This is a genomic window from Mycoplana sp. MJR14 (genome assembly GCF_029210525.1).
Classification (GTDB): domain Bacteria; phylum Pseudomonadota; class Alphaproteobacteria; order Rhizobiales; family Rhizobiaceae; genus Mycoplana.
Window position 1 is genome coordinate 540,403 of record NZ_JARGEO010000001.1, and the last position, 21,677, is coordinate 562,079.

Genomic DNA, 21,677 nt, shown 5'->3' on the forward strand with positions numbered 1-21,677 from the left:
CATCGCGCTGATCACGCGGCACAAAGGTTTCCTATGGGGCCGGTTAATATGGGCCACGATCCAAGCGCCGCAAAAATAGTCTCGCGGTAACTAAATTTATCTGGAGCCTGAATGTCGCGTCTTCTTCTTCGGACAGCCCGGGATGCCCACCGTGGGGATGCATCCGGCTCATAAGTGCCTGGACAAATGGAGATTTTTTCCCATCAGGACTCCATTCATTGTAATCTGCCAAGAGAAACGGCGGTGTGACGCTTCCACCCAAGAAGTCCCGCTTCTGCCGGCTGTCCAAAGTATGATCGCAACCCGCCAGGACCGCAATCTCGTTAAAGTAGCTCTCAAGGAAGTTCCGAAGCTCGCCATTTGCACCTGACCACTCGCCTCGCTGGAACGCGGACATCGCTCGAGACAAATGGCCTTCGGCTGTGGTCAGTCGGTGTTTCCTAAGAAGTTGAATGACTTCGTTCTCAGCCTCTCTCATGTCCAGCTCGGGCGCATCGGCTGGCAACATTCTTACAAGCGTTGCGGATGCTTTGGCGGCTCGTCTTCCCCACACGTCGTCTTCCTCATCAGGTTCAACGATTTCAAAACCGTCGAACCTAAGACCTGCTTTCAGCTTTTGCCACGACGCCGTGTCCTTTTTAGTTAGCCAGTTCGTAAGGGCCTTCTCGATCATGGCACGCTCCAAGCTGATTTGGCCGGATTCCGTATAGACTAACAGACCACCTTCGATAGCAGCCTTGGAGAGACTGACGACTCTTGCCGACTTACTGCCCCCTCCGCCCCGATCCTCAATTCCCCATTGCACTTCGAGAACATCAATGTCGCTATGGGAATAGCTATCCGAGATAACTTCAGCAGCGGCGACCACTGTCATCCTATTGAATTCACTCATTGTCCTTCAGTTCCCCGGTCTGAATTATGAAGCAAGATCATTGAACTTGCGCACAAACGCAGCTTGCAGATCAAGGTCGGTGAGTAGATCACGGCCGTAGCCATCGATATAGTTTTCGATGAGCGTTTGAAACGTGTTTCGATAGACGATCTTCCGCGAGCAATCGACGCCGGTCTGCCCTGACGCGTGAATGGCCCAGCCGCCCTTGGTCCTTGCCTCATGCAATAACGCGCAACGAACCTTCCGATAGAATTCAAGAGCATCGTCACGCGTGAAAAGCGCTTTAAACGGCACGGTTTCCGCCAGAAAAGATGCAAAAAGGTCTCCGCTCGCGCTGTACTCGAAAGGCGGCTGGGGGTTTCTGTGGCGATAGATCAGACCACCACGACATGCCGCGAGAAATTCCAACATGGCACACTGAATGGAGACTATGCTGAAACCCTCACCCTCCCAGCTTCCCTCGTTCTGGAGAAGACGGATAGGCTTGAGATATCGGCTTTCCAGCCGCTCAAAGAAAAACTCTTGAAAAGCGTCTGCCCACGGTGACGCATCACCGCCGATTATCAGCTGACTTGACAATCGTCGCCAGTCTTTGTCGCTTCGACGCGGCGCCAAGAATATTTGCTTATCATTTCCTATGTCCGCTCCGGTCATTCGTCTCTGCTCCGAAAAATAAGACTCTACCTTTGAGGGAAGTTGACATGTCAGATAAAAAATATCAAGCTATCTGACATTAGGAGATTCGAATGAGCGACGGTCCGCATAAAAGCTTGCCTCTGCGCCATGGATACCAACGTGTTGCCGCTTGGGCGTACAAGCCTGCCTTTACCGTGAATCAGATTGGCGAGGCGGCCGAGGCCGCGTTGTTGCGCGATGTCGCCATCGAAGTTGCCCCTACAATCAAATCGATACTCGCCATTGTCGACGGCCAAGACCTTCTGAGTTTGGCCTCCACTACGCATGACCAGCTTGATCGGCTGCGGGTGGATCCGGCAGTCGATACGTTGGCTGCCAATGCTGTCGAGGGGGCTCAGATGGCACTTCGAGAAGGATATGGCGGGCTTGTCGCTTTCGAAAAAGGATTGGCTTCTGCTTTGGCTGAACGCCTTGCAGCTGGAGGCCGGGCTATGGAGGAGCACTATCTCGTTAAAGCTGGACCTGGCGCATGTCAGCAGATGCGTCGCCGGATGAACGAAACGATCACGTACATGACGAACAACGGAACCTTCGATCGCATGGCCAAATCCATTCTAGGCGATCGCTCCGTCAATGTCGCACGAACGCCGACTGTTCACGATGGCGTCGATCAAGGGGTCCCTCTTTGAGCACGATACTAGCAGACGCGCCGTCGATCCGGGTCTCTGTGATAGAGCCAGGGCGTAAACCCTATGACGGGTGGCACTCGGCCGAAATCGGCAAAGCTATCGTCTTCAAGACCGAGGATCTGGATGATTATCGGACGAAGAATTGGGACAGTCGCGTTTACGACGCCATGCTTTTGATTGCCGCAGTCGAATACTGTGACAAGGCGCTGAAGCGGTCTGGCCTTCGTTGGGCACGGCGATTTGAGCTTATGGTCCCGGTGCATGACGTCGCGCACTGGCAAAATCCCGACGTAGCGGGCTCAATCGTTGGGGCGTTGAAATTCTTGACCGGCGACGATTGGAAAATCACGTTCACCACTGCGTCGATCGATGTGGACCACGATTTTGGCCAGCAAAGCCTGTTAGAATGGGGGGATCCCGGCCGTACGATAACGCCCTTCAGCGACGGTCTCGATTCGCGGGCGGTGTCGGCCATCCTTGGCGCCAAAGGGCGGGCCGACAGGTTGATAAGGGTCCGGGTCGGCTCCAAGGCCGATGACCGTCCGCTCCGTGATCGCAAGAAGGTCCCGTTTCTGAATATCCCGTTTTCCGTCAACATGCGGTATGGCGGCGGGATCAAGGAATCGTCTGTCAGGAGCCGCGGGTTCAAATTTACCCTGCTGAGCGCGCTTGCAGCCTATCTAGTTGGAACGTACGACGTAGCAATGCCAGAAAGCGGGCAGGGGGCATTGGGCCCAACCCTTGTCCCGACGAGCCACGGCTATGAAGATTATCGCAATCATCCGCGGTTCCTTCGCAAAATGGAGGAAGTCGTCCAAGCGATATTTCATCATCCTGTCTGCTTCCGGCTTCCGCAGCTGTGGAGCACGAAAGGACAAACGCTTGCTGCCTTTGCTGAGATCGAGAGTAACCCGGATGAGTGGAACAAGACCCGATCGTGTTGGCAGCAGAGCCGAAATTCCTCGTTTGATGGCGAACGCCGGCATTGTGGAATTTGTGCAGCATGCATGCTGCGTAGACTGAGCTTTCATTCTGCCGGCATCAGCGAGCCGAAGGAAAACTATATCTGGGAAGACCTTAGGGCCGGTGAATTCGCCGATGGTGCCGTCAAAGGGTTCACCAAGGTGACGCGCGCAATGCAACGCTACGGCATAGCTGGGGCATTGCATCTTGATCATCTTGCCGAAATGCGCTTTTCCACGGTGCATCAGCCACGCGTGAAGCGAAGCGCCTGGCAGCTTGCAGACCATCTGCAAATATCGACGGGCGAGGCCGAAGAGCGACTCTTCGGCCTGCTGGAACAGCATGACAGAGAATGGAAGGCATTCATGAAGGATCTTGGGCCAAAATCATTCGTCGCCCAATGGTTGGCGTGACCGATATGAGTGAAGGTCATGACCAGCTCAATCCCGAGCAACTCGGCGAGCGGCTTCGCATTGCCCGGGAGACCGCAGCGAAGACGCAAGCGGACGCGGCTGCCCTGATCGGCGTGGCACGCACTACTCTCGTTGCCATGGAAAAAGGCTCTCGGCGGGTCAAGATTGGCGAGCTTCAGCAGCTCGCCCGCTTTTACGGCACCAGTGCCAATGCGATCCTACGCAAAGAAGCTGTGCACGTCGAGCTCACCCCCAAATTCCGCAAGCTCGCTGACCACGAAGAAGAATTCGTGGCGAAAGCCGCAGAGCTTATGTCAGATCTTGTTCGGGCCGATCTCGAACTGGAAAGGCTTCTCGGCATTTCCCGTGTCCGTAACCTTCCGCCGGAGCGCGCCATTCTCGCGGGCGACGTTCGCCAACAGGCTGAACAGCATGCCTTGGAACTCCGTCATTGGTTAGGACTGGGGCTCGCTCCCGTTTCCGATATTGGCGCGGTCCTGGAGATGCAGATGGGCGTGCGTCTCTACGTGCGCCGCCTGCCGGCGAAAATCTCGGGGCTCTTTGCTTTCGAAGAATCTGTAGGCGCCTGCATTCTTTTGAATTCAAGCCACCCTCTCGATCGGCGCACGCAAACTGCAGCCCATGAGCTTGGGCACCTCGTTGCAACGCGGACTCAGCCGGAAGTCAATGAAATCGACGAGCTCGAAAGCTCGCGAGAAGAGAAATATGCGAATGCGTTCGCCAGGGGGTTTCTCACCCCAGCCCAAGCAGTCCGCCAGAAGTTTGAGGAGGTCACGGCCGGCGCATCGAGTCTGACGCGGCGCCATGTCATCGTTCTCGCTCATTTTTTCCATGTTTCCCGGGAGGCGATGGTGCGGCGCCTGGAGGAGCTGCAGTTGACCAAACGCGGCACCTGGGACTGGTTTCAGGCGAACGGTCACATCACGGATGACCATGTGAGGCAGGTTCTCGGTGATGCAGTCCAAAATGATCGTACGAAGGACGAAGCCGCTTTGCCGGTCCCGCTTAAAACCGGGCTGATGGCCTATCAAGCAGCAAAGCGCGGTCTATTGAGCGAGGGCCAGATCGCGCGGATGCTGCATATGGATCGTGTCAAAGTGCGCGACATCCTCAGCGATCTCGATACCGAAGAAAGCGGGGCCAATGCGGCAACCTCTATTCTCCGGTGATGTCTCAGCTCATCTCGTGGTCGATACGAGTGTGATCATTAATCTCAATGCGACGGGACGAGCGAGCGATATCGTGCGCGCATTCGGAGTAAAGCTTCGGGCATCCGCCGTCGTCCGCGATGAGCTCGTCGCCGACCGTTTCAGTGCACGAAATGATGCAGAAATGGCCGCAGCGCTCGTAAGCGAAGAATTGCTCGAGTTCGTCGAACTCGATGATGAGGGTGAGCGCATCTTTGCAAGCTTGGTTAGTGGCAGCGCCGCAGAAACTCTGGACGACGGCGAAGCTGCAACACTCGCGGTTGGGGCGGTATTGGGACATACGGTTGTGATAGACGAACGCAAGGCTCAGAGGATTGCGGCCGAACGTTTTGCTGGCATGCAGATCATCGCCACTGCGGATATCCTCTGTTCCGAGCGCATGGTCGCAAACCTGGGTGCGGAACAAGTCGGAGATTTAATCTTCAACAGCTTGGCGGGGGCAAGAATGTTTGTTCCGGAAAGACATCATGGCTGGGTGATCGATTTGCTCGGCGCGCGTGCCGTCGAATGCCACAGCCTCCCGGCGGCACTACGCCAGGTGGCCAGTTCGTTGACGTGACGTTGCCCATTGCGAGCCGGGCGAGAAGGACATGACAGGATGATCATAGATGTGAATGAGCGGCGTGCCGGACCTATCGCGCTTCATGGGCTTTTCAACGCCGATCGCGCCTACACGATCTTTTACGACGAAACCAACAATCATCGCCTCGTCCACATTCGCGAGGACGGGCTGAACATCCCCGAACCAAATTGCTTCGTCGTTGGCGGAGTGGCTTACGATGGGCCGCAGCGCGTCTTTGACCTCGGGCATCTACGCAAAATACTTGGAGTGCAGGACAATGCCCCCGAGATCAAGTTGAAGTATGTCGCGACGGGCGGATTTCTGCAGATGCTCAGCAGCAGGAAACTGGAGACGTTTCTGCGCTGGATCAGCGAGCAGGGCCTCTATGTCCACTATTCGGTCGTTGATCCAATCTATTGGAGCATTGTCGATATTATTGATTCCATTTTGTCGGACGACGTGGCGACGCATCTCATCCCTTTTGAGCGTTCTCTCAAAAACGATCTTTTTTCAATTCTCCGATACGATTTTGAAGGCTTAATTAATCTCTTCCGGCGCTACACATTTCCCAACGTCGGTTCCGAGAGGAGGCGTGACTTCATTGATGAACTGTTGGACCTCGCTGAAGCTCGATCCGATTTGCTTGATCACTTCAATTACATGATGCTGAAGGGCGTGTTGCAGCTGGGGCGAAAGATCAAATCGCTTCCCTTCCTTGAGGCGGAAGCTCCCAATGTTCTGGTCGATAGCTTCGGTCATTTTTTTCTGGAACGTCTTTACATCCTTAAGAACGCGTCGCACATCTTGGACGTCGAGGAGCTCGTGATCGACTACCTCAAAGATGTGACCTTCGTCGATGGCAAATCGAAGATGAACCATTTTCGGTTCGTCGTCTCCCACAGTGAACCAGGAATTCAGATCTCAGATGTCGTGGTCGGCTTGCTGGGCAAATATTTCTCATTTATCTGTGCGACAACGGATGAAGATTTGGTGGAAACTCGCCTAGCGTTGAAGCCCCAACAGCTTGTGAACCTCTCGCTTTTATCCAACATTCTGGAGCGCTCTGTTGAGGAGAACCCTGTTTTTGCGCATGCGGTCATGAGCAATCGCGATAGAGCGATATCAGAAGAATTTCGGGCACCCGTGTGATTACAATTGGTGCGGCGGATTTGGTCGACGCTATTTTTGGTGGGCTTGCTACAAAGCTACAAATTGAAGTGGAGCTGCGGCTTCTCGAAGCCGGCATCTTTCCTTTCCGCTTTCGTCAGTGACGACAACGTAACACCGAGCAACCGAACGGAAAGCTTGAAAGGGTAAACCGTCGTCAGCAACTCGGCTGCGGTGCGGAGAACGTCGTGGCCATCTGCAAAGGGTAAGACGCTTGTCTTGCTTCGTGTTGCTTGCGTGAAATCCGAATATTTGATCTTCACGGTCACGGTTTTGGCCTCGATGCCCGACGACTCGCAATAGCCCCAAACCTTATCTGCAAGCGGCTTCAGCTCGTCCCTGGCAAGCCCGAGGTCATTGATGTCTTGGATGAAGGTATCTTCTGCTCCCACCGATTTTCGCACCCGATCCGATCGCACCTGGCGCTCATCGATACCCCGGGCGATGCCGTAGAAATAACTACCCGACTTCCCAAAGTGCTGTGACAAGAATTGCAGCGATTTCGTTTTCAGATCCGCCCCGGTTTCGATACCAAGCCGATGCATCTTTTCCGCGGTGGCCGGACCGACGCCATGAAACTTCTTGACCGCAAGTCCTTCTACAAAGGCAGGCCCGTTCTGTGGGGTGATGACGGCCTGCCCGTTGGGCTTGTTGAGATCCGAGGCCATCTTTGCGAGAAATTTGTTGTAGGAAATGCCGGCGGACGCATTCAGACCAGTAACCGCTTTGATCTTCGCGCGTATCTCCAAGGCGATTTCCGTCGCGATCGGCATTTCCTTTAGATTTTCGGTCACATCAAGATAGGCCTCATCCAGCGACAAGGGTTCGACCAAAGACGTGTACTCGGCGAAAATTTCGCGAATTTGCCGGGAGACTTCGCGATAGACTTCGAATCGCGGTTTCACGAAAATCAGGTCAGGGCATTTGCGGGCAGCAGTCACTGATGGCATTGCCGAATGAATGCCAAAGACGCGCGCCTCATAGCTCGCTGTGGTCAGCACGCCTCGGGCGCCTGCACCTCCGACCGCTATCGGTTTCCCACGGAGACCCGGATTGTCGCGCTGCTCCACGGATGCGTAGAAGGCGTCCATATCCACGTGGATTATCTTTCTAATTTGGGCAGTGTTATTCATTTCACTATCCGGCCGTCTGTAGAGGTACAGTAGAACAAAACAAGAACATACCATGGTGGACGGAAACTGCAACCCTTGGAGGGGCCCTGCGTCGAGGGAGCGCCACATCGCTTGCAATTCATAAAAGTTTTGTTATCTTTTGCTGACGGAGCCGAGCGCCAGGGCTGCAAGCGACCCAAAAGGCGGCATATCTGAGACTATTTCCTGAACGGCAACCATTCAGCCGGCGCAGGGTGTTCATAAAGCGCTTGCGACCACCCCTCCACGACGCCGGTGTGAAATGGATTTGTCATGTCTATCCAAAAAGATTGCGCAGATCATCTGCGCGTAACCTACCGAAATATGAGCGGCGCGAAACTTCGATCGTCTCATGCCCATGAGCTTGTTGCAGCTTACTTCGGTTACAGCACAGCTGCGGCTCTACAAGCTGATCTCACATTTCCCTTATCCTCCTTGGAAGGGGCTGAAATCCTTATTCCGGACATTGATGGTATCAATCGGCGGCGTGCGGAACTCTCTAAAGTCCCTGCTGAGCTTCCCGACGGCAGGGTAATTGCAGAGATTATTTCGACGTCTCTTGAGGCGGCTGGGCATTTCAGGGGAGAGATATGGGATTCGACCTACCTGAGTGATGACATCAACGATTACATCCAGCGCGACCCCATGGTAATTGAAAACGAACTCTCTGGAGAGATCGCAACGACCAACGCCTATTTCGATGAGCTCTACATCGAGGAGACGAGCGTGGAGTCTCATGACGATAGTTTGATCGCAACACTGTCGGGGTCGCTCAACGGTGAGCAGGATCAGGATCGGGCGTTCCACGGCGATAAGATCAAGTTCACGAGCATCATGACAATGCGTCGTGCTGCCAGTCGTGTCGGGTACTTCGAGCCGGAGTTCGAGACGGGCGGGAGCGTCGACGATTCGATGTATTACGATCCTGAATTAGCTTGAAATGGTAGGGGGCCGCCTCAGGGCGGCCCCCTCTTTCATCCGAATTTAAAGTTCTGTCACTTCAGTTCGACAGCCTGTTTTCCCGAGAAGAGTGCGTAATCTTGCCACCCGGCTTCGGCGCGAGCCGCGAGAGGAGGGGGGCAGGACTGCAGTTTGATTTTATCGCGCGAATATCCTTGATTTTACTCTAAAAGAAACATATTAGCTTCAATATAATAACCTTTGGAGTAATATCATGATTACAGCTGAACAATGCCGGGCGGGGCGGGCCCTTGTGGATTGGTCTCAAATCGAACTGTCCGAACGTTCGCGCATCGCTAAAAAGACAATCGCAGATTTCGAGCGCGGCAATCGCGCCTACCACCCGAAAACGTCTCATGCGGTCAAGGTCGCTCTCGAATCGCATGGCGTGATCTTCATTCCGGAAAACGGGGGCGGGGTAGGGGTTCGTCTTCGTAAGGCGATGCCCCGCCTGTTTCGCCGTGATCCCGTTGACGGCCGTGAGTGGATGGCATTTGCCTTTGACTACAAGGGACAGCGTCATACAGGCTTCGTCACCTACCGCTCGCTGGTCCGGATCGCGTTGGATAGCATTAGCCCGACCGAGATCTTCGATCGGGATAAGGCACGGATCCTGCTGATCGCATCTGACAAGATTGATGCCGGCCACGTCGACGAGCATGGAAGGGTGCTCATTGACTGGGGTGATCTGTCGCCCGTCGAGTTCGATAGCGATGAAGAACGCGCACGAAACAGTGATGGCGACTGAGACGGCGAGATGCGTCAAAATGCTTCGCATATGCCATGAAGAACTGTTTCGCCTGTATCAGGTGACCGAAATTTCAATTACTTAACGATACCGAGGTACTGGCCGATGGTTCGATTCCGCTCAAGAGCCTAAGCCCAGAGCCTTAACGTGAATATTGACCAGAACGATGACGCCGTGTGACCTTGGGGTGGTGATCGAGATGACGCCGAGGCCGGCAAGCGAGGAGTGATCGACGCCTGCATCTCTAGGCGCGGCGCCTCTGGTTCCCACTGAACATGCCACCTCGGTAAACCTCCGCCGCAGGATCCATCGAGAACAGCAAGACGTCTGATTCAGCCCATGCGGTAAGATCGTCATATGCACCGGTCGAAAATACGCTTTGCCCTTCCGATATAACCTCGCCCGCGATGGCGACCTTTCCACTGTAGACGTAGAGCAAGGTGTTTCTTCCAGTTTCCTCGGCTGGCAGCCGCAGATGGACCCCTTCAGCGATACGGGCGTCAAAGACGCGGACGTCAGATCTGACCTTCAACGGTGCAGCGCTCGGTCCGGCGATGAGCCGCCAGCTATCGACGCTGTCTTCCTCCGGGAACTCATGGAACTGTACCATCGGCTCCAGATCGGGAGCGTTCGGTCGCAGAAATATCTGCAGCGCGCGCACCGGACGATCACCGAGCATCAGCTCTTCATGCTGAAAGGTATGCCCGGCGTTCATCATCATGAAGTGGGTCTTGCCGAGCGTCTTTTCGTTTCCCACCGTGTCGCGATGGAGCATCTCGCCGCCGCGAATATAGGTCAGGATTTCGTCGTCCTTGTGCGGGTGCATGCCGATGAGATGACCCGGCTGCACCTCGGCGCGATCGATCCTGCCGATCGGGCCGATACCACTGTCGTCCGAAGTCAGCGCCAGCCCCGGATATAGGATCTCGACGCCGAAGCCTTGACTGAAGTCGCCGCGTACGCGGCCGGCGGCAATCTTGGTAATGGTCATTGTTGTGCTCCTTTCATTCGTGCGCGGGCTCTATTGCCCGCGCCGAACGCGCTTGTCGTGCTCAATGGTAGTTCAGGATGCCGACCAGCTTCTGACCGAGCGGGCTCGTCCAGTCGACGGCAAGCTCGGAAATGATCTGGTCAACGGTTGTAATGATTGCGCCGGCCTTCTCCATGCGGCGCAATGCAATGTCGTCGCCGTATTTGGTGTAGGAAGCCGACGCGTCGGCCGAGACCTGGACCTCGTAGCCTTCGTCGAGCATCTGCAGGACAGGGAAGGTGACACAGATTTCGGTCGTTACGCCGGCAACGAACAGCTTCTTGCGACCAGTCGCCTTGACAGCCTGGTTGAAGCCGTCGTGGTGCATGGCATTGACGATGCCGGGGCGCTTGATCCGAGCTTCGAACGCTTCGGGCAGGATTGCTTCGAGTTCCGGCAGCAGCGGGCCCTGGATCCGGTCTTCCATGCTGGAGGTGAGGATCGTCGGGATGTTGGTAGCCTTGGCGATGCGAGCAAGCTTCAGCGCGTTCTGCTTGACGAGGTTGATGTCGTGCGAGTGCGTCCAGGCCATGGTGCCGATCTGGTGGTCGATCAGCAGCATTGCTGAATTCTCGGGGGTGAATACGTCCTTATGCATTGTCGTGTTCCTTTTTTGTGTCGGCGTCGGTTAGTGAAGTTCGTTTCGATCCGCTCGATGATTGGAATTTAGCGTTGCGATCGGCGGCACGGTAGCTCTATGGTGTGCCACTCTGTGGTACGAAAAATGGAACGCCAAAATGATCAGCTTCGAGGACATGCAGACCTTCGTCGAGGTGGCGGACGGGGGCGGCATCACGGTGGCCGCTCGGCGTCTCGGCCTGCCGAAGTCGATCGTCAGTCGACGGCTTGTCCGGCTTGAAAGCGAGCTTGGCGTCCAGCTTCTGGCGCGCACCACCAGAGGTGCATCCCTCACCGAAGCTGGGGTCTCCTTCCGAGAGCACGCCGCCCGCATGTGTCTGGAAATGGACGTGGCGCGCGAGGAGATGCTTCCAACCGGAGAGCTGCGAGGACGCCTTCGCGTGGCGGTCCCCTCGTCCTTCGGTCCTGGGCACTTCGCCCCGGCACTGGCCGAGCTCGCCCGCCTGCATCCGCTCCTGCAGCTCCACGCGCATTACAGCGACCGCTACGTCGATCTGGTGGCGGAAGGCTTCGACTGCGGCATCCGCGTCGGCTACCTGCAGGATTCGAACCTGACCGCGCGCAAGATTGGCACCTTTGCGGCAGGCCTTTTTGCAAACCCGGAGTATCTGCGTGTCCACGGCGTTCCACAGAAGCCGTCAGATCTTCTCGACCATCAGGCCATCTTGCAGGGGACCGAAAGCTGGAGGGTTTCCGACGGCACCCGGACCGTGGTCGTCAGCGCTCAGGGACGGTTCAAGGCCGACAGCGCTGCGGGCATCGCCGAAGGGACGGCGGCGGGGCTGGGCGTGGCAGCGCTACCCGTGGTGATCGCTCAGAATTACCTGGAAGCCGGAACCCTTGTGCCGATCATGACGGACTACAGCCTGCCAGAAATTGGGGTCTACATCGTGCGCCCGCCTGGGTCACACGTGTCGCGGAAGGTCCGGGTTCTGATCGACTTCTTCGTCGAGAGGTTCTCCGCAAACGCGGTGGCTGGCTAGAGCAACGAAGGCTAGTATTACGTGGCCGAGCGCCGCTCCTGGAACGCGACGCCCCAGTCGCGCATGGCTATCAGCACGGGTGCCAGAGTCTGCCCGAAGGGCGTCAGAGAGTATTCAACGCGCGGCGGAACCTCTGCGAAGACTTCGCGGGCGACGATCCCGTCGGCTTCGAGTTCGCGGAGCTGCATCGTCAGCGAACGCTGGCTCGGGTCACCGACAAGCCGGCGCAACTCGCCGAACCGTCGCGGCCCGTCCAGCAGCCGGTAAATGATCATTGGCTTCCATTTTCCCCCCGTAACGTCGACGGTGGTTTCGACAGGGCACTTCTGGCCAGAAGTCATTACATGCTCCAATAGTGTATTTTCTATATCTATAGGCAAAATTGTTGCCTACTTGCAAGTTCGCCTGTGTCGCGTCAGTTGGAAGCAGTATATTCAGAGGTGCGTCATGCGAGCTGCTTTCTACGACCGACAAGGCCCTGCAAAGGAGGTGCTCGCCGTCGGCGAGCTCCCCGATCCGCAGCCGGGAGCGGGAGAGGTCCGGGTGAGGGTGGTCGCGTCAGGCATCAATCCCTCCGACATCAAGACGAGAACCGGATTTGGCGGCAAGGCCATGCCGTTTCCACGGATCGTGCCGCATCAGGACGGCGCGGGCGTCATCGACGCCGTCGGTCCCGGCGTGCATCTGTCGCGCGTCGGCGAGCGCGTCTGGATCTACATGGGCCAATGGGGTCGTGCGTTCGGTACTGCGGCGGAATTTGTCGTCGTGCCCTCCGTGCAGGCCGTCAGGCTGGCCGACAACGCATCCTTCGAGATCGCAGCGGCGCTCGGCGTTCCAGCGATGACAGCGCATCGCTGCCTCTTCGCCGACGGAGACCTGCGCGGCAAGCGAGTCCTCGTCCAAGGAGGAGCAGGCGCCGTCGGCAATGCAGCGATCCTTCTTGCGAAGTGGGCGGGGGCATGGGTGGCGGCGACGGTGAGCCGTGAGCAGCAAGCGGAGGTCGCGCGTGCGGCGGGCGCCGATCTTGTCGTCAACAGGCGCGAGGAAAATGTCGCTGCGGCCGTCCGATCAGCCACCGGCGGCAATGGCGTCGATCGCATCGTAGACGTCGATATCTCCGCCAACATCGACGTAGCAATCGCCTCTCTCGCCCGCGACGGTGTCGTGTCGGCCTATTCGACGGAATCGCCAGATGCGAAGCTGACGATTCCGTTCTTCCCGGCGCTGCTGGGCGGCTTCTCGTTCCGTTTCGTCTATGTCTACACCATGCCGGAATCCGCGATGAGGCAGGCAGCCGATGAGGTTTCGGCCTGTGCCGCATCGGGGGTATATGCTCCGCTGATCGCGAAGACATATGCGCTTGACGAAGTGGCCGAGGCACACGAGTTGCAGGAGAGCGGGAAAGCTGTCGGTAAGATTCTCCTCCGAATCCAGAACGCGTGATGCGATCCCATCAAGCTAGCTTATGAGGCGATGACGGCTTTCGGCTCCAGGAACGCCTCGAGGCCGAACACGCCATACTCGCGACCGATACCCGACTGCTTGAACCCACCAAAAGGAGCGAGAGGTTCATGGGGGGCGCCGTTGACGACGACGCGGCCGGACTCCAGGCGATCCGCAAGCGCCTGCATGCGCGCGACATCGGTGCCATGCAGGTAGGCCTGAAGTCCATACGGCGTGTCGTTGGCGATGGACACGGCTTCGTCCTCGTCTCGATAACTGATTACCGACAGGACCGGCCCGAATATCTCCTCGCGCGCGATACGCATCTGGTTGTTGACGTGAGTGAATATGGTTAGCTTCGTGAACCAGCCTCGCTCCAATCCGGCAGGCCGTCCGAGACCACCCGTCAGGAGGCAGGCGCCCTGTCGTGTCCCCAGCTCGATATAGGACTGGACCCGGTCGTACTGCTTTTGACTAACCATCGGTCCGATCATTGCGTCCGGATCGTCGGGGGCGCCGATCTTGAATGTCTCGATCTCCTGTTTCAACCTGGCCAGAACCTCGTCGAGCCGATGGCTCGGTACCAGAATACGAGTGCCGGCAATGCAGGCCTGGCCGCTGTTGATAAAGCCCATCCGCAGGACGGCGGGTATTGTAACGTCCAGATCGGCGTCGTCGAGAATGATGTTCGGACCCTTGCCGCCGAGTTCCAGCGTGACGCGCTTGAAGGTATCGGCCGCGCTGCGCAGGATCTCCCTGCCGACCGCGGTGGAACCCGTGAAGGTCACCTTGGCGATATCCGGATGCCGGCTGAGCTCTGCGCCGACAATGCTGCCAAACCCGTTGACGATGTTGAACACGCCCTTCGGTAAACCCGCTTCATGAAGGCACTCGGTAAGGATCTGTGTCTGCGTTGCGCTCATTTCGCTGGGCTTGATGACGATGGTCGTGCCGGCGGCGATGGCGGTTGCGAGCTTCGAGGTGATGAAGCCGATATTGCTGTTCCACGGCGTGATAGCGGCGGCAACGCCGGAGGGCTGCATGACGACGCGGGCCCGGCCCATCTGTCTCTCGAAGTCATAGTCCTCCAGAACCTTCGCCATGGTCAGAAAGCTTGAAGCAGCGTGGGGAATAGCGAACCGGGTAAAGGTCTGAGGAGCGCCATATTCGAGCGCCATCGCTTGCGTCAGGTCGGAGACGCGCGCGGCGACGGCTGCGTTCAAACGCTTAAGCATCTCGACACGCTCGGCCTTCGTCGTCCGTGAGAACGCCGGGAAGGCGCGTTTCGCGGCGGCGATAGCCTCATGGGCATCTTCGATGCCGCCAAGCCTGACTGTGCCGATCTTCTCCTCTGTCGACGGATTGTAGAGATCGGCGGTCTCCGATCCCTTCGGTGTGACGAAGCTTCCATCGATATAAACCTTGTCGATGATGCGCATCTCAAACTCCTTTTGGCTGTTCCGTCATATCTGGCGCTTCGACACTGTCCTGATAAGCTGGTTAAAGATGCTCAGCCTGATAGGAGATTACGGACAATGATGCGCGGCTCACTTGCTGAACTTGAGGCTGTCCTCGCCGTCGCCTCACAAGGCGGGTTTCGCGCGGCGGCTCGCGAGCTCGGCATCTCGTCGTCATCGCTCAGCCAGCAGATCGCTACGCTGGAGTCCCGCATGGGCGTCAGGCTGTTCAACCGCTCGACCCGTAGCGTGGTGCTGTCAGCCGCGGGAGAGCAGTTCGTCGCAACTGTGGGCCCGGCGCTGGAGGCGATCCGCAACGCCGTCGAGCATCTCGATGAACATCGGGCTGAAGCTACAGGCACTTTACGGATCAATACATCCATCGGCGCCACTCGTATGATCCTGACGCCGCTGATCCTGGAGTACATGCGCCGGAACCCGCAGATGGGGGTGGAGATCGTCACGGAGGGTGCGCTGGTCGATGTCAACGCAAAGGGTTTTGACGCCGGGATCAGGATCCGAGAAGCCGTTCCTCCCGACATGGTGGTCGTCCCGATCGGCGACAGCATCCGACCGGCCATTGTCGGGTCGACCGATTACTTCCGCCGCTATGGAAAGCCGGAGGTCCCGGCAGAGCTCCAAAACCACTTGTGCATTCGTGCACGAATGGCGAGCGGAACCATCTATCGCTGGGAGTTCGAGCGGCGAGGCGAGACCTTCGCGCTCGACGTTCCCGGCAGGCTCGTGCTCGACGATAGCGATCTGATGCTCCGGGCCGCGCGTGAGGGGGCGGGGCTAGCCTACCTGAGTGAGTGGCAGGTCGAAGATGATCTTGCTGCCGGTAAGCTGGAGCAGGTTCTTGCTGACTGGACCCCGCCTTATCCCGGCTTATGTCTCTACTACCCCGGAAGGCGCAATCTGCCGGCGAAGCTTCGCCAGCTCGTCGACTTGATAAAGGAACTGCGGACAACCGGAACGATGTGAGCCGCTGTTCAGCTTGGGAGATCGCCCGACGGGATGGATGCGAAGTTCACCTTTCATCCTGGCGCTACCGAACTATTCCGCTCAGCGTAACAGTCCAGTGCCGAACATGAGTATTCAGCCGCGCGGTTGCGCATTGCATCCTGTGTTCACGGATCGGGAACGAGCCCGGCCTTCAATCAGGAGCGATCACATGAAACTTTATCACCACCCGCTGTCAGGTCACGCGCACCGCGCCCGGCTCTTCCTTTCTCTGGTCGGGCTCCCCCACGAGCTGGTCGAAGTCGATCTGAAATCTGGCGCCCACAAGCAGCCCGACTTCCTTAAGATGAACCCCTTCGGGCAGGTCCCGGTGCTGGCGGATGGCGATGTCTTCATTTCCGATTCCAACGCGATCCTGGTCTACCTCGCCAAGAAGTCGGGCAAGACGGAATGGCTCCCGGAAGATGCAAAAGGGGCCGCCGACGTTCAGCGCTGGCTCTCGGTTGCAGCCGGTGAAATTGCTTACGGTCCGGCAGCTGCGCGTCTGGTGACGGTCTTCGGCGCCAAGTTCAACCCAGAAGAAGTTATCGGCCGGGCACATACCATCCTTGGCCGGATCGAGAGCCATCTGCAAGGGCGCGAATGGCTGGTGGGCAACCGTCCGACCATCGCCGACGTCGCGGTCTACAGCTATGTCGCACGGGCCCCAGAGGGCAACGTCGACCTCAGCGCCTATCCGTCCGTGAATGCCCTGCTGCGCCGGGTCGAGCAACTTCCGGGCTTCGTCGATTTCGTCAAAACGCCGGCCGGTCTTGCCGCCTGAGCCTGGACAGGGCGTGCGGCACCTCGCACGCTCTTCGCCTCTTTTTCTGGAGAACAGAGATGTCCGTGAAGCTTACAAGATTGCCGACGTGGCATGAAGGCGAGACCTTTATTCAGGAAAAGCTCGGCGTAAAGGAACGCATGGCCTCCGTCGGCCAGCGTGTCGTTCGCGATTTCATGCCGGACCAGCACCGTGACTTCTACGCCCAACTCCCCTTCATCGTTCTCGGGAGCGTCGATCAAGCAGGTGACGCCTGGGCGACCGTTATCGAAGGCCAGCCGGGGTTCATGTCGTCGCCTTCGCCTGCCATCCTAGACATCCTCGCAAGCCGAGATCCCAGCGACCCGGCAAGCGAAGGACTGGCGGACGGCTTGCCGATCGGTCTTCTCGGGATCGAGATGCACACACGCCGCCGCAACCGTATGAACGGCTTTGTCTCGACGATCGATGGCGGTTTCCGCGTCGATGTCGACCAGAGCTTTGGAAATTGTCCGCGTTACATTCAGCTGCGCGACTTTACATTCGAACGCCAGCCCGAGACTTCGTTTCCAGGTGAGGTTGAGGAACTGCCCGCCCTCGATGACGAGGCGCGCGCGATCATTCGGGAAGCCGACGCCTTCTTTGTCGCGTCCTACGTTGATCGCGAGGACCGGCGCCAGGTGGATGTGTCCCACCGGGGCGGCAATGCGGGGTTTGTCCGCGTAGGTGACGATGGCGTCATGACGATCCCGGATTTCGATGGCAATCTCTTCTTTGCAACGTTGGGCAACATCCTGATGAACGGAAAGGCAGGACTTCTGTTCGTGGATTTCAACACCGGCGATATGCTGCAGATGACGGGCAAAGCCGAAGTCATATTCGACTGCCCCGAGATCGCCGCTTTCCAGGGGGCAGAGCGGTTCTGGACATTCAAGTCGACACGGATCGTACGTCGCCGCAATGCACTGGCGTTGAGATGGGCTTTTCAGAAGGACGGCTGGTCGCCGAGTTCCCTGATGACAGGCAGCTGGAGCCAAGCGGCCGACCGTCTCCGCGCCGCAGAGTTTGCCAAGAGCTGGCGGCCAATGACCGTCACCGCGATCGTTGATGAAAGCGCGACGATCAAGTCTTTCCACCTCCAGCCAGGCGATGGCGCAGGGCTACTCCCGCACGCGGCCGGTCAGCATCTGCCCATCCGCATAAAGCTGCCCGGCGAAAATAAGGCGGTCATTCGCACCTACACGCTCTCGGTCGCGCCGTCCGACGGGATCTACCGCATCAGCGTCAAGCGCGATGGTCAGGTATCTCAGTTCCTCCATGATCGCATCGCCGTTGGCGATGTCATCGAGGCGCGCGCGCCGGCCGGCCACTTCAGCATAGACGCGCGTTCAACCCTTCCGGCGGTGCTTCTTGCAGGCGGCGTCGGCATTACGCCGATGCTCGCGATGCTCCGTCATATCGTTTACGAGGGGCTCCGCAAGCAGCGCGTCCGCCCGGTGACGTTATTCCATGCGTCCCGTTCCAAGGCCGATAGGCCGTTCGATCAGGAGATCGGGGAACTGGTCGGTGCGGCCAAGGGCGCCGTGCGGCTGGTCAGGATCCTCAGTGACACCACGGATGCCGAAGAGGGCAGGGATTTCGATGCCGCAGGGCGGATCGATATGGCGATGCTGACGCGGTTCCTTCCCTTCAACGACTACGATTTCTATCTCTGCGGGCCTCCCCAGTTCACACAAGGCCTCTATGACGGACTGAGGGCTCTCAACATTGCTGACGATCGCATTCAGGCTGAAGCCTTCGGTCCGTCGTCGCTGGTCCGCACAGGGCAACCCACACCAGCCCTGATGTCTCCTGTCGCGCAGCCGTCCGAAAAACCTGTGCCCGTCGTGTTCACGAATTCCCTGAAAGAGGCACGGTGGACACCTGGTTCCGGCACTCTCCTGGAACTTGCCGAAGCGCGTGGCGTCGAGCCTGAGTTCAGTTGTCGGGAAGGAAACTGCGGGACGTGCCGGACGAAGCTCGTCAAGGGTGCTGTCGCTTACGTCAAGCAGCCCACCGCGAAGGTCGACGCCGACGAAGTGCTCCTCTGCTGCGCCGTCCCTGCTGAGCAGGAAGGCGGCCTGCAGCTCGCTGTCTAAGGGCCGATTGCTGCGTCCGACGTAATGGACCCTTGTTCCCTTTCGATGTTCAGCAAGCCGCCCCACCAGGTCATATTCAATCCCAAGGGAGCGACGTCTCCCTCAACCAAAAAAGGAGAATACAATGTCACGCATTCCTACCCCGGCAACGATCGACGACGCTCCGGAAGCCTCTCGTCCGATCCTCGAGACCATCCAGAAGCAGATCGGCTCCGTCCCCAACATCTTTCGTCTGGTTTCCAACAGCCCCGCAGCGCTGTCGGGCTTGACGTCGCTCCAGGGCGCACTTGGCAAGGGAAAGTTGCCGCCGGCCACCCGCGAACGCATCGCCCTCGCCATGGCTGAAGCAAACGGCTGTGACTATTGCTTGTCCGCCCACACCTTCACCGGCAGGAAGTTCGCCAAGCTCGACGAAAGTGAAATCGTTGCCAACCGAAACGGCACATCCAACGATCCTAAGGCAGCGGCCGCTGTCGAGTTCGCCCGGGCTCTGACGGTCGCTCGCGGGTCCGTCGCGCCAGCCGAAATCGCCAAGGTTCGCGATGCCGGCTACAGCGATGCCGAGATCGTCGAGATCATCGCCCATGTGGCCCTCAACACCTTTACGAACTACGTGAACGAGGCCCTCGACACCGAGATCGACTTCCCCCGCATTGACACTGCTGCCTAAGGCCAAGCCTGGAGGCGGCGCAAGACTTACCGCCTCCCGCCCCGCGGTCAGAAATCATCCCGAGAGGAATTTTACCATGTCCCGTCCACCGCTTCCCCCATTCACCAGAGAGAGCGCGATTGAAAAGGTCCGTCTTGCAGAGGATGGCTGGAACAGCCGCGATCCCGCCAAAGTGGCGCTTGCCTATACGCTCGATACCCGTTGGCGCAATCGCGCCGAGTTCGCGAAGAACCGGGCCGAGGCCGAGGCTTTCCTGACCCGCAAGTGGAATAAGGAGCTCGACTACCGCCTGATCAAGGAACTCTGGGCCTTCACCGGCAATCGTATTGCCGTCCGATACGCCTACGAATATCGCGATGACAGCGGCCAGTGGTTCCGTGCCTATGGCAACGAGAACTGGGAGTTTGCCGAGGATGGCCTTATGCGGGAACGTCATGCAAGCATCAACGAACACCCGATCGCTGAAGTCGATCGCAAGTTTCGTTGGCCGCTGGGCCGCCGCCCGGACGACCATCCTGGCCTGAGTGATTTCGGCTTTTAGACGGCTGAGCCAGGAGATGGAAAAATGGCCGGCTCGTCAATCGGTGCTCGCATAAGGCTTTCAATAGAGCTTGCTCTCACGGGAGCCAACGCGAGCAAATCGCTGCTGGCGAAACAAGAAGAAGCCGGTCGTGCCCTTGGCATGACAGGCGCAGAGATGGATGTTGCCAGGCAAGGTTCCAGCTTCGATTTCGAGACTTCGGTCGCGGTCTCGCTTGCTTTGAATGCCTGTCGGGAGACGCACCAGCGCGCCCTGCGCGCCGGTCTTTCCGAGGAAGCCTGCGCGGAGATAGAATTCATCTCGCAGGCTTGCCGTTCTCAATCGGATGATCCCGTGCCTCTTGAGGCTTCGTTTTTAAGCCCCTAAGGTCTTGGAATTTCGACCGGTTCGGGGGAATGGATGGATCGCTGGCAAGCAATGAGGATCTTTGTAAAGGTCGCCGAAACCGAAAGTTTCGCGGACACCGCACGCCAGATGTTCATGAGCGCACCGGCTGTCACACGTGCCGTTGCCTCGCTCGAAGATCTTATTGGTGCGCGCCTACTCGTGCGAACCACCCGCTCGGTGAAGATGACCGAAGCAGGCGTTCGCTATTTTGAAGATTGTCGCCGGATCCTCGCCGATATCGCAGAAGCAGAGGCGGCTGCCGGCGGTTCCTACGCCACGCCGACAGGGACTCTCTCCATAACCGCGTCCGCGCTGTTCGGCCAGATGTACGTTCTTCCGATCGTGACAAGCTATCTCGACACCTATTCGACCATGAGAGCGAAGACGCTATTCATCGATCGACCGGTCAACATCGTCGAGGAAGGGATCGACGTCGCGGTGCGTATCGGTCATCTTCCGGATTCCAATCTCTCGGCCGTCAAGGTCGGAAGTGTTCGTCGCGTCATGTGCGGTTCTCCGAAGTACTTCGAGCGCTACGGCGTTCCGAACTCGCCAACCGATCTGAAGGACCACCGCATCGCAGCATCGACCGCAGCCTGGGCTTCACCTGAGTGGAAGTTTCGCGACGATCTGCGAGTATCCGTGGATGCAGCTTTACAATGCAACACCAACGAAGCGGCGATACAGTCTGCGCGCGAGGGATGGGGCCTGACCAGGGTTCTCAACTACCAGATTGGCCCAGCGCTCGTTGCTGGAGAGCTACAGATCATCCTCAGTGAATTCGAAGAACCACCTTTACCCATACACATCCTTCATCCGGAGGGTCGGCACGCTCCAGCAAAGGTTCGCACTTTCGTCGATATGGCTGCAGCAAGGCTGCGCGAGAACCGCCTTTTCAATTAGCCCTTCAATATCACCGAGCTAGGCCTAAGCTCGTGGAGCGAACTGCGTCCGCCCGCCGTCTCTTTGCGCGGGATTGCCGTTTGACCAGACAACATCCGTGGCCAAGAAGCGCAATAGTCGTACCGTAAGTCGATCCCTAGCTGCGATCCGTCGGTGGGCGTTAAACAACGCCGATACTACCGTAGCGATTCATCCAAATGGCCGACCGCCTAGCCACACTCATACCATCAGATGTAATAATCCCTTGTCGAATACGAACGTTCTCCTTCCAGGCCGAACGAGCGATGTTGGCTGCGGGCAACAAGCCGCCC

The 21,677-nt window shown here is 57.9% G+C and carries 23 protein-coding genes; 16 read left to right on the forward strand and 7 right to left on the reverse strand.

Annotated elements, in window-relative coordinates:
- Positions 1–43 precede the first annotated feature (43 nt).
- The gene (locus P0086_RS02645; RefSeq protein ID WP_275782311.1) at positions 44–892 is read right to left on the reverse strand and encodes a hypothetical protein; all 849 of its coding nucleotides are present in this window, start codon (positions 890–892) and stop codon (positions 44–46) included.
- Positions 893–916: 24 nt separating this feature from the next.
- Entirely contained in the window at positions 917–1,546 is a 630-nt protein-coding gene (locus P0086_RS02650) for a hypothetical protein (protein WP_275782312.1), read from the reverse strand.
- Positions 1,547–1,638: 92 nt separating this feature from the next.
- On the opposite strand from P0086_RS02650, the gene P0086_RS02655 reads away from it, so the two are divergent.
- From P0086_RS02655 to P0086_RS02675, 5 genes are read left to right on the forward strand one after another with little or no spacing between them, the layout of a single operon-like run.
- A complete protein-coding gene (locus P0086_RS02655) occupies positions 1,639–2,217 on the forward strand; it encodes a hypothetical protein (protein ID WP_112528519.1) in 579 nt (192 codons plus the stop codon).
- Positions 2,214–3,593, forward strand: a complete 1,380-nt coding sequence (locus P0086_RS02660; RefSeq protein WP_112528517.1) for a 7-cyano-7-deazaguanine synthase — start codon at positions 2,214–2,216, stop codon at positions 3,591–3,593. The genes P0086_RS02655 and P0086_RS02660 overlap by 4 nt, the downstream gene beginning before the upstream one ends.
- A gap of 5 nt (positions 3,594–3,598) precedes the next feature.
- Entirely contained in the window at positions 3,599–4,783 is a 1,185-nt protein-coding gene (locus P0086_RS02665; RefSeq protein ID WP_112528552.1) for an XRE family transcriptional regulator, read from the forward strand.
- Positions 4,758–5,381: a hypothetical protein gene (locus P0086_RS02670; RefSeq protein ID WP_275782313.1), complete on the forward strand. Its 624-nt coding sequence runs from the start codon at positions 4,758–4,760 to the stop codon at positions 5,379–5,381. Before P0086_RS02665 ends, P0086_RS02670 begins: the two co-directional genes overlap by 26 nt.
- A 39-nt stretch (positions 5,382–5,420) precedes the next feature.
- Entirely contained in the window at positions 5,421–6,533 is a 1,113-nt protein-coding gene (locus P0086_RS02675) for a DUF3800 domain-containing protein (RefSeq protein WP_275782314.1), read from the forward strand.
- Positions 6,534–6,589: 56 nt separating this feature from the next.
- Here P0086_RS02675 and dinB read toward each other — a convergent pair whose 3' ends face one another.
- On the reverse strand, positions 6,590–7,684 hold the full coding sequence (dinB, locus tag P0086_RS02680) for a DNA polymerase IV (RefSeq protein ID WP_162700420.1): 1,095 nt from the start codon (positions 7,682–7,684) through the stop codon (positions 6,590–6,592).
- Positions 7,685–7,975: 291 nt separating this feature from the next.
- Between dinB and P0086_RS02685 the strand changes: the two genes are divergently transcribed.
- Positions 7,976–8,641 (forward strand): hypothetical protein, encoded by a 666-nt coding sequence (locus P0086_RS02685; protein WP_275782315.1) that lies wholly within the window; start codon positions 7,976–7,978, stop codon positions 8,639–8,641.
- A gap of 235 nt (positions 8,642–8,876) precedes the next feature.
- Positions 8,877–9,410: a helix-turn-helix transcriptional regulator gene (locus P0086_RS02690; RefSeq protein ID WP_275782316.1), complete on the forward strand. Its 534-nt coding sequence runs from the start codon at positions 8,877–8,879 to the stop codon at positions 9,408–9,410.
- A gap of 244 nt (positions 9,411–9,654) precedes the next feature.
- Here the strand turns inward: P0086_RS02690 and P0086_RS02695 are convergent, their stop codons facing one another.
- Both P0086_RS02695 and P0086_RS02700 read right to left on the reverse strand, forming a co-directional pair.
- Positions 9,655–10,401, reverse strand: coding sequence for a pirin family protein (locus P0086_RS02695; RefSeq protein ID WP_207609368.1), 747 nt, complete (start codon positions 10,399–10,401; stop codon positions 9,655–9,657).
- A 61-nt stretch (positions 10,402–10,462) separates the two neighbouring features.
- Positions 10,463–11,038 (reverse strand): isochorismatase family protein, encoded by a 576-nt coding sequence (locus P0086_RS02700; RefSeq protein ID WP_221144223.1) that lies wholly within the window; start codon positions 11,036–11,038, stop codon positions 10,463–10,465.
- Between the two features lie 139 nt (positions 11,039–11,177).
- Here P0086_RS02700 and P0086_RS02705 point away from each other — a divergent pair, with 139 nt between their 5' ends.
- On the forward strand, positions 11,178–12,062 hold the full coding sequence (locus P0086_RS02705; protein ID WP_207609370.1) for a LysR family transcriptional regulator: 885 nt from the start codon (positions 11,178–11,180) through the stop codon (positions 12,060–12,062).
- A gap of 17 nt (positions 12,063–12,079) precedes the next feature.
- Here P0086_RS02705 and P0086_RS02710 read toward each other — a convergent pair whose 3' ends face one another.
- A complete protein-coding gene (locus tag P0086_RS02710) occupies positions 12,080–12,403 on the reverse strand; it encodes a helix-turn-helix domain-containing protein (RefSeq protein WP_117195553.1) in 324 nt (107 codons plus the stop codon).
- Positions 12,404–12,509: 106 nt separating this feature from the next.
- Between P0086_RS02710 and P0086_RS02715 the strand changes: the two genes are divergently transcribed.
- Entirely contained in the window at positions 12,510–13,505 is a 996-nt protein-coding gene (locus P0086_RS02715) for an NADPH:quinone reductase (RefSeq protein WP_117195552.1), read from the forward strand.
- 20 nt (positions 13,506–13,525) lie between these two features.
- Here the strand turns inward: P0086_RS02715 and P0086_RS02720 are convergent, their stop codons facing one another.
- On the reverse strand, positions 13,526–14,944 hold the full coding sequence (locus tag P0086_RS02720; RefSeq protein ID WP_275782317.1) for an aldehyde dehydrogenase family protein: 1,419 nt from the start codon (positions 14,942–14,944) through the stop codon (positions 13,526–13,528).
- Positions 14,945–15,043: 99 nt separating this feature from the next.
- Between P0086_RS02720 and P0086_RS02725 the strand changes: the two genes are divergently transcribed.
- The 7 genes from P0086_RS02725 (at position 15,044) to P0086_RS02755 (ending at position 21,366) form a co-directional block, all read left to right on the forward strand.
- Positions 15,044–15,946, forward strand: coding sequence for a LysR family transcriptional regulator (locus P0086_RS02725; protein ID WP_275782794.1), 903 nt, complete (start codon positions 15,044–15,046; stop codon positions 15,944–15,946).
- Positions 15,947–16,136: 190 nt separating this feature from the next.
- The gene (locus P0086_RS02730) at positions 16,137–16,748 is read left to right on the forward strand and encodes a glutathione S-transferase (protein ID WP_117195549.1); all 612 of its coding nucleotides are present in this window, start codon (positions 16,137–16,139) and stop codon (positions 16,746–16,748) included.
- A 59-nt stretch (positions 16,749–16,807) separates the two neighbouring features.
- A complete protein-coding gene (locus P0086_RS02735) occupies positions 16,808–18,865 on the forward strand; it encodes a pyridoxamine 5'-phosphate oxidase family protein (protein ID WP_275782318.1) in 2,058 nt (685 codons plus the stop codon).
- Positions 18,866–18,989: 124 nt separating this feature from the next.
- On the forward strand, positions 18,990–19,535 hold the full coding sequence (locus P0086_RS02740; protein WP_132657475.1) for a peroxidase-related enzyme: 546 nt from the start codon (positions 18,990–18,992) through the stop codon (positions 19,533–19,535).
- 76 nt (positions 19,536–19,611) lie between these two features.
- Positions 19,612–20,076 (forward strand): DUF1348 family protein, encoded by a 465-nt coding sequence (locus tag P0086_RS02745; protein ID WP_117195546.1) that lies wholly within the window; start codon positions 19,612–19,614, stop codon positions 20,074–20,076.
- Positions 20,077–20,100: 24 nt separating this feature from the next.
- The gene (locus P0086_RS02750; RefSeq protein WP_117195545.1) at positions 20,101–20,442 is read left to right on the forward strand and encodes a hypothetical protein; all 342 of its coding nucleotides are present in this window, start codon (positions 20,101–20,103) and stop codon (positions 20,440–20,442) included.
- Between the two features lie 33 nt (positions 20,443–20,475).
- Positions 20,476–21,366 carry a LysR family transcriptional regulator gene (locus tag P0086_RS02755; RefSeq protein ID WP_132657473.1) on the forward strand — a complete coding sequence of 297 codons (891 nt, stop codon included), beginning with the start codon at positions 20,476–20,478 and terminating at the stop codon, positions 21,364–21,366.
- Positions 21,367–21,677: the final 311 nt, after the last annotated feature.

Bases quoted from the DNA above. Each gene is read 5' to 3' on its own strand.
- P0086_RS02645 (WP_275782311.1), bottom strand. From the start codon at position 892: ATGAGTGAATTCAATAGGATGACAGTGGTCGCCGCTGCTGAAGTTATC.
- P0086_RS02650 (WP_275782312.1), bottom strand. From the start codon at position 1,546: ATGACCGGAGCGGACATAGGAAATGATAAGCAAATATTCTTGGCGCCG.
- P0086_RS02655 (WP_112528519.1), top strand. From the start codon at position 1,639: ATGAGCGACGGTCCGCATAAAAGCTTGCCTCTGCGCCATGGATACCAA.
- P0086_RS02665 (WP_112528552.1), top strand. From the start codon at position 3,599: ATGAGTGAAGGTCATGACCAGCTCAATCCCGAGCAACTCGGCGAGCGG.
- P0086_RS02670 (WP_275782313.1), top strand. From the start codon at position 4,758: ATGCGGCAACCTCTATTCTCCGGTGATGTCTCAGCTCATCTCGTGGTC.
- P0086_RS02675 (WP_275782314.1), top strand. From the start codon at position 5,421: ATGATCATAGATGTGAATGAGCGGCGTGCCGGACCTATCGCGCTTCAT.
- dinB (WP_162700420.1), bottom strand. From the start codon at position 7,684: ATGAATAACACTGCCCAAATTAGAAAGATAATCCACGTGGATATGGAC.
- P0086_RS02685 (WP_275782315.1), top strand. From the start codon at position 7,976: ATGTCTATCCAAAAAGATTGCGCAGATCATCTGCGCGTAACCTACCGA.
- P0086_RS02690 (WP_275782316.1), top strand. From the start codon at position 8,877: ATGATTACAGCTGAACAATGCCGGGCGGGGCGGGCCCTTGTGGATTGG.
- P0086_RS02695 (WP_207609368.1), bottom strand. From the start codon at position 10,401: ATGACCATTACCAAGATTGCCGCCGGCCGCGTACGCGGCGACTTCAGT.
- P0086_RS02700 (WP_221144223.1), bottom strand. From the start codon at position 11,038: ATGCATAAGGACGTATTCACCCCCGAGAATTCAGCAATGCTGCTGATC.
- P0086_RS02705 (WP_207609370.1), top strand. From the start codon at position 11,178: ATGATCAGCTTCGAGGACATGCAGACCTTCGTCGAGGTGGCGGACGGG.
- P0086_RS02710 (WP_117195553.1), bottom strand. From the start codon at position 12,403: ATGACTTCTGGCCAGAAGTGCCCTGTCGAAACCACCGTCGACGTTACG.
- P0086_RS02715 (WP_117195552.1), top strand. From the start codon at position 12,510: ATGCGAGCTGCTTTCTACGACCGACAAGGCCCTGCAAAGGAGGTGCTC.
- P0086_RS02720 (WP_275782317.1), bottom strand. From the start codon at position 14,944: ATGCGCATCATCGACAAGGTTTATATCGATGGAAGCTTCGTCACACCG.
- P0086_RS02725 (WP_275782794.1), top strand. From the start codon at position 15,044: ATGCGCGGCTCACTTGCTGAACTTGAGGCTGTCCTCGCCGTCGCCTCA.
- P0086_RS02730 (WP_117195549.1), top strand. From the start codon at position 16,137: ATGAAACTTTATCACCACCCGCTGTCAGGTCACGCGCACCGCGCCCGG.
- P0086_RS02735 (WP_275782318.1), top strand. From the start codon at position 16,808: ATGTCCGTGAAGCTTACAAGATTGCCGACGTGGCATGAAGGCGAGACC.
- P0086_RS02740 (WP_132657475.1), top strand. From the start codon at position 18,990: ATGTCACGCATTCCTACCCCGGCAACGATCGACGACGCTCCGGAAGCC.
- P0086_RS02745 (WP_117195546.1), top strand. From the start codon at position 19,612: ATGTCCCGTCCACCGCTTCCCCCATTCACCAGAGAGAGCGCGATTGAA.
- P0086_RS02750 (WP_117195545.1), top strand. From the start codon at position 20,101: ATGGCCGGCTCGTCAATCGGTGCTCGCATAAGGCTTTCAATAGAGCTT.
- P0086_RS02755 (WP_132657473.1), top strand. From the start codon at position 20,476: ATGGATCGCTGGCAAGCAATGAGGATCTTTGTAAAGGTCGCCGAAACC.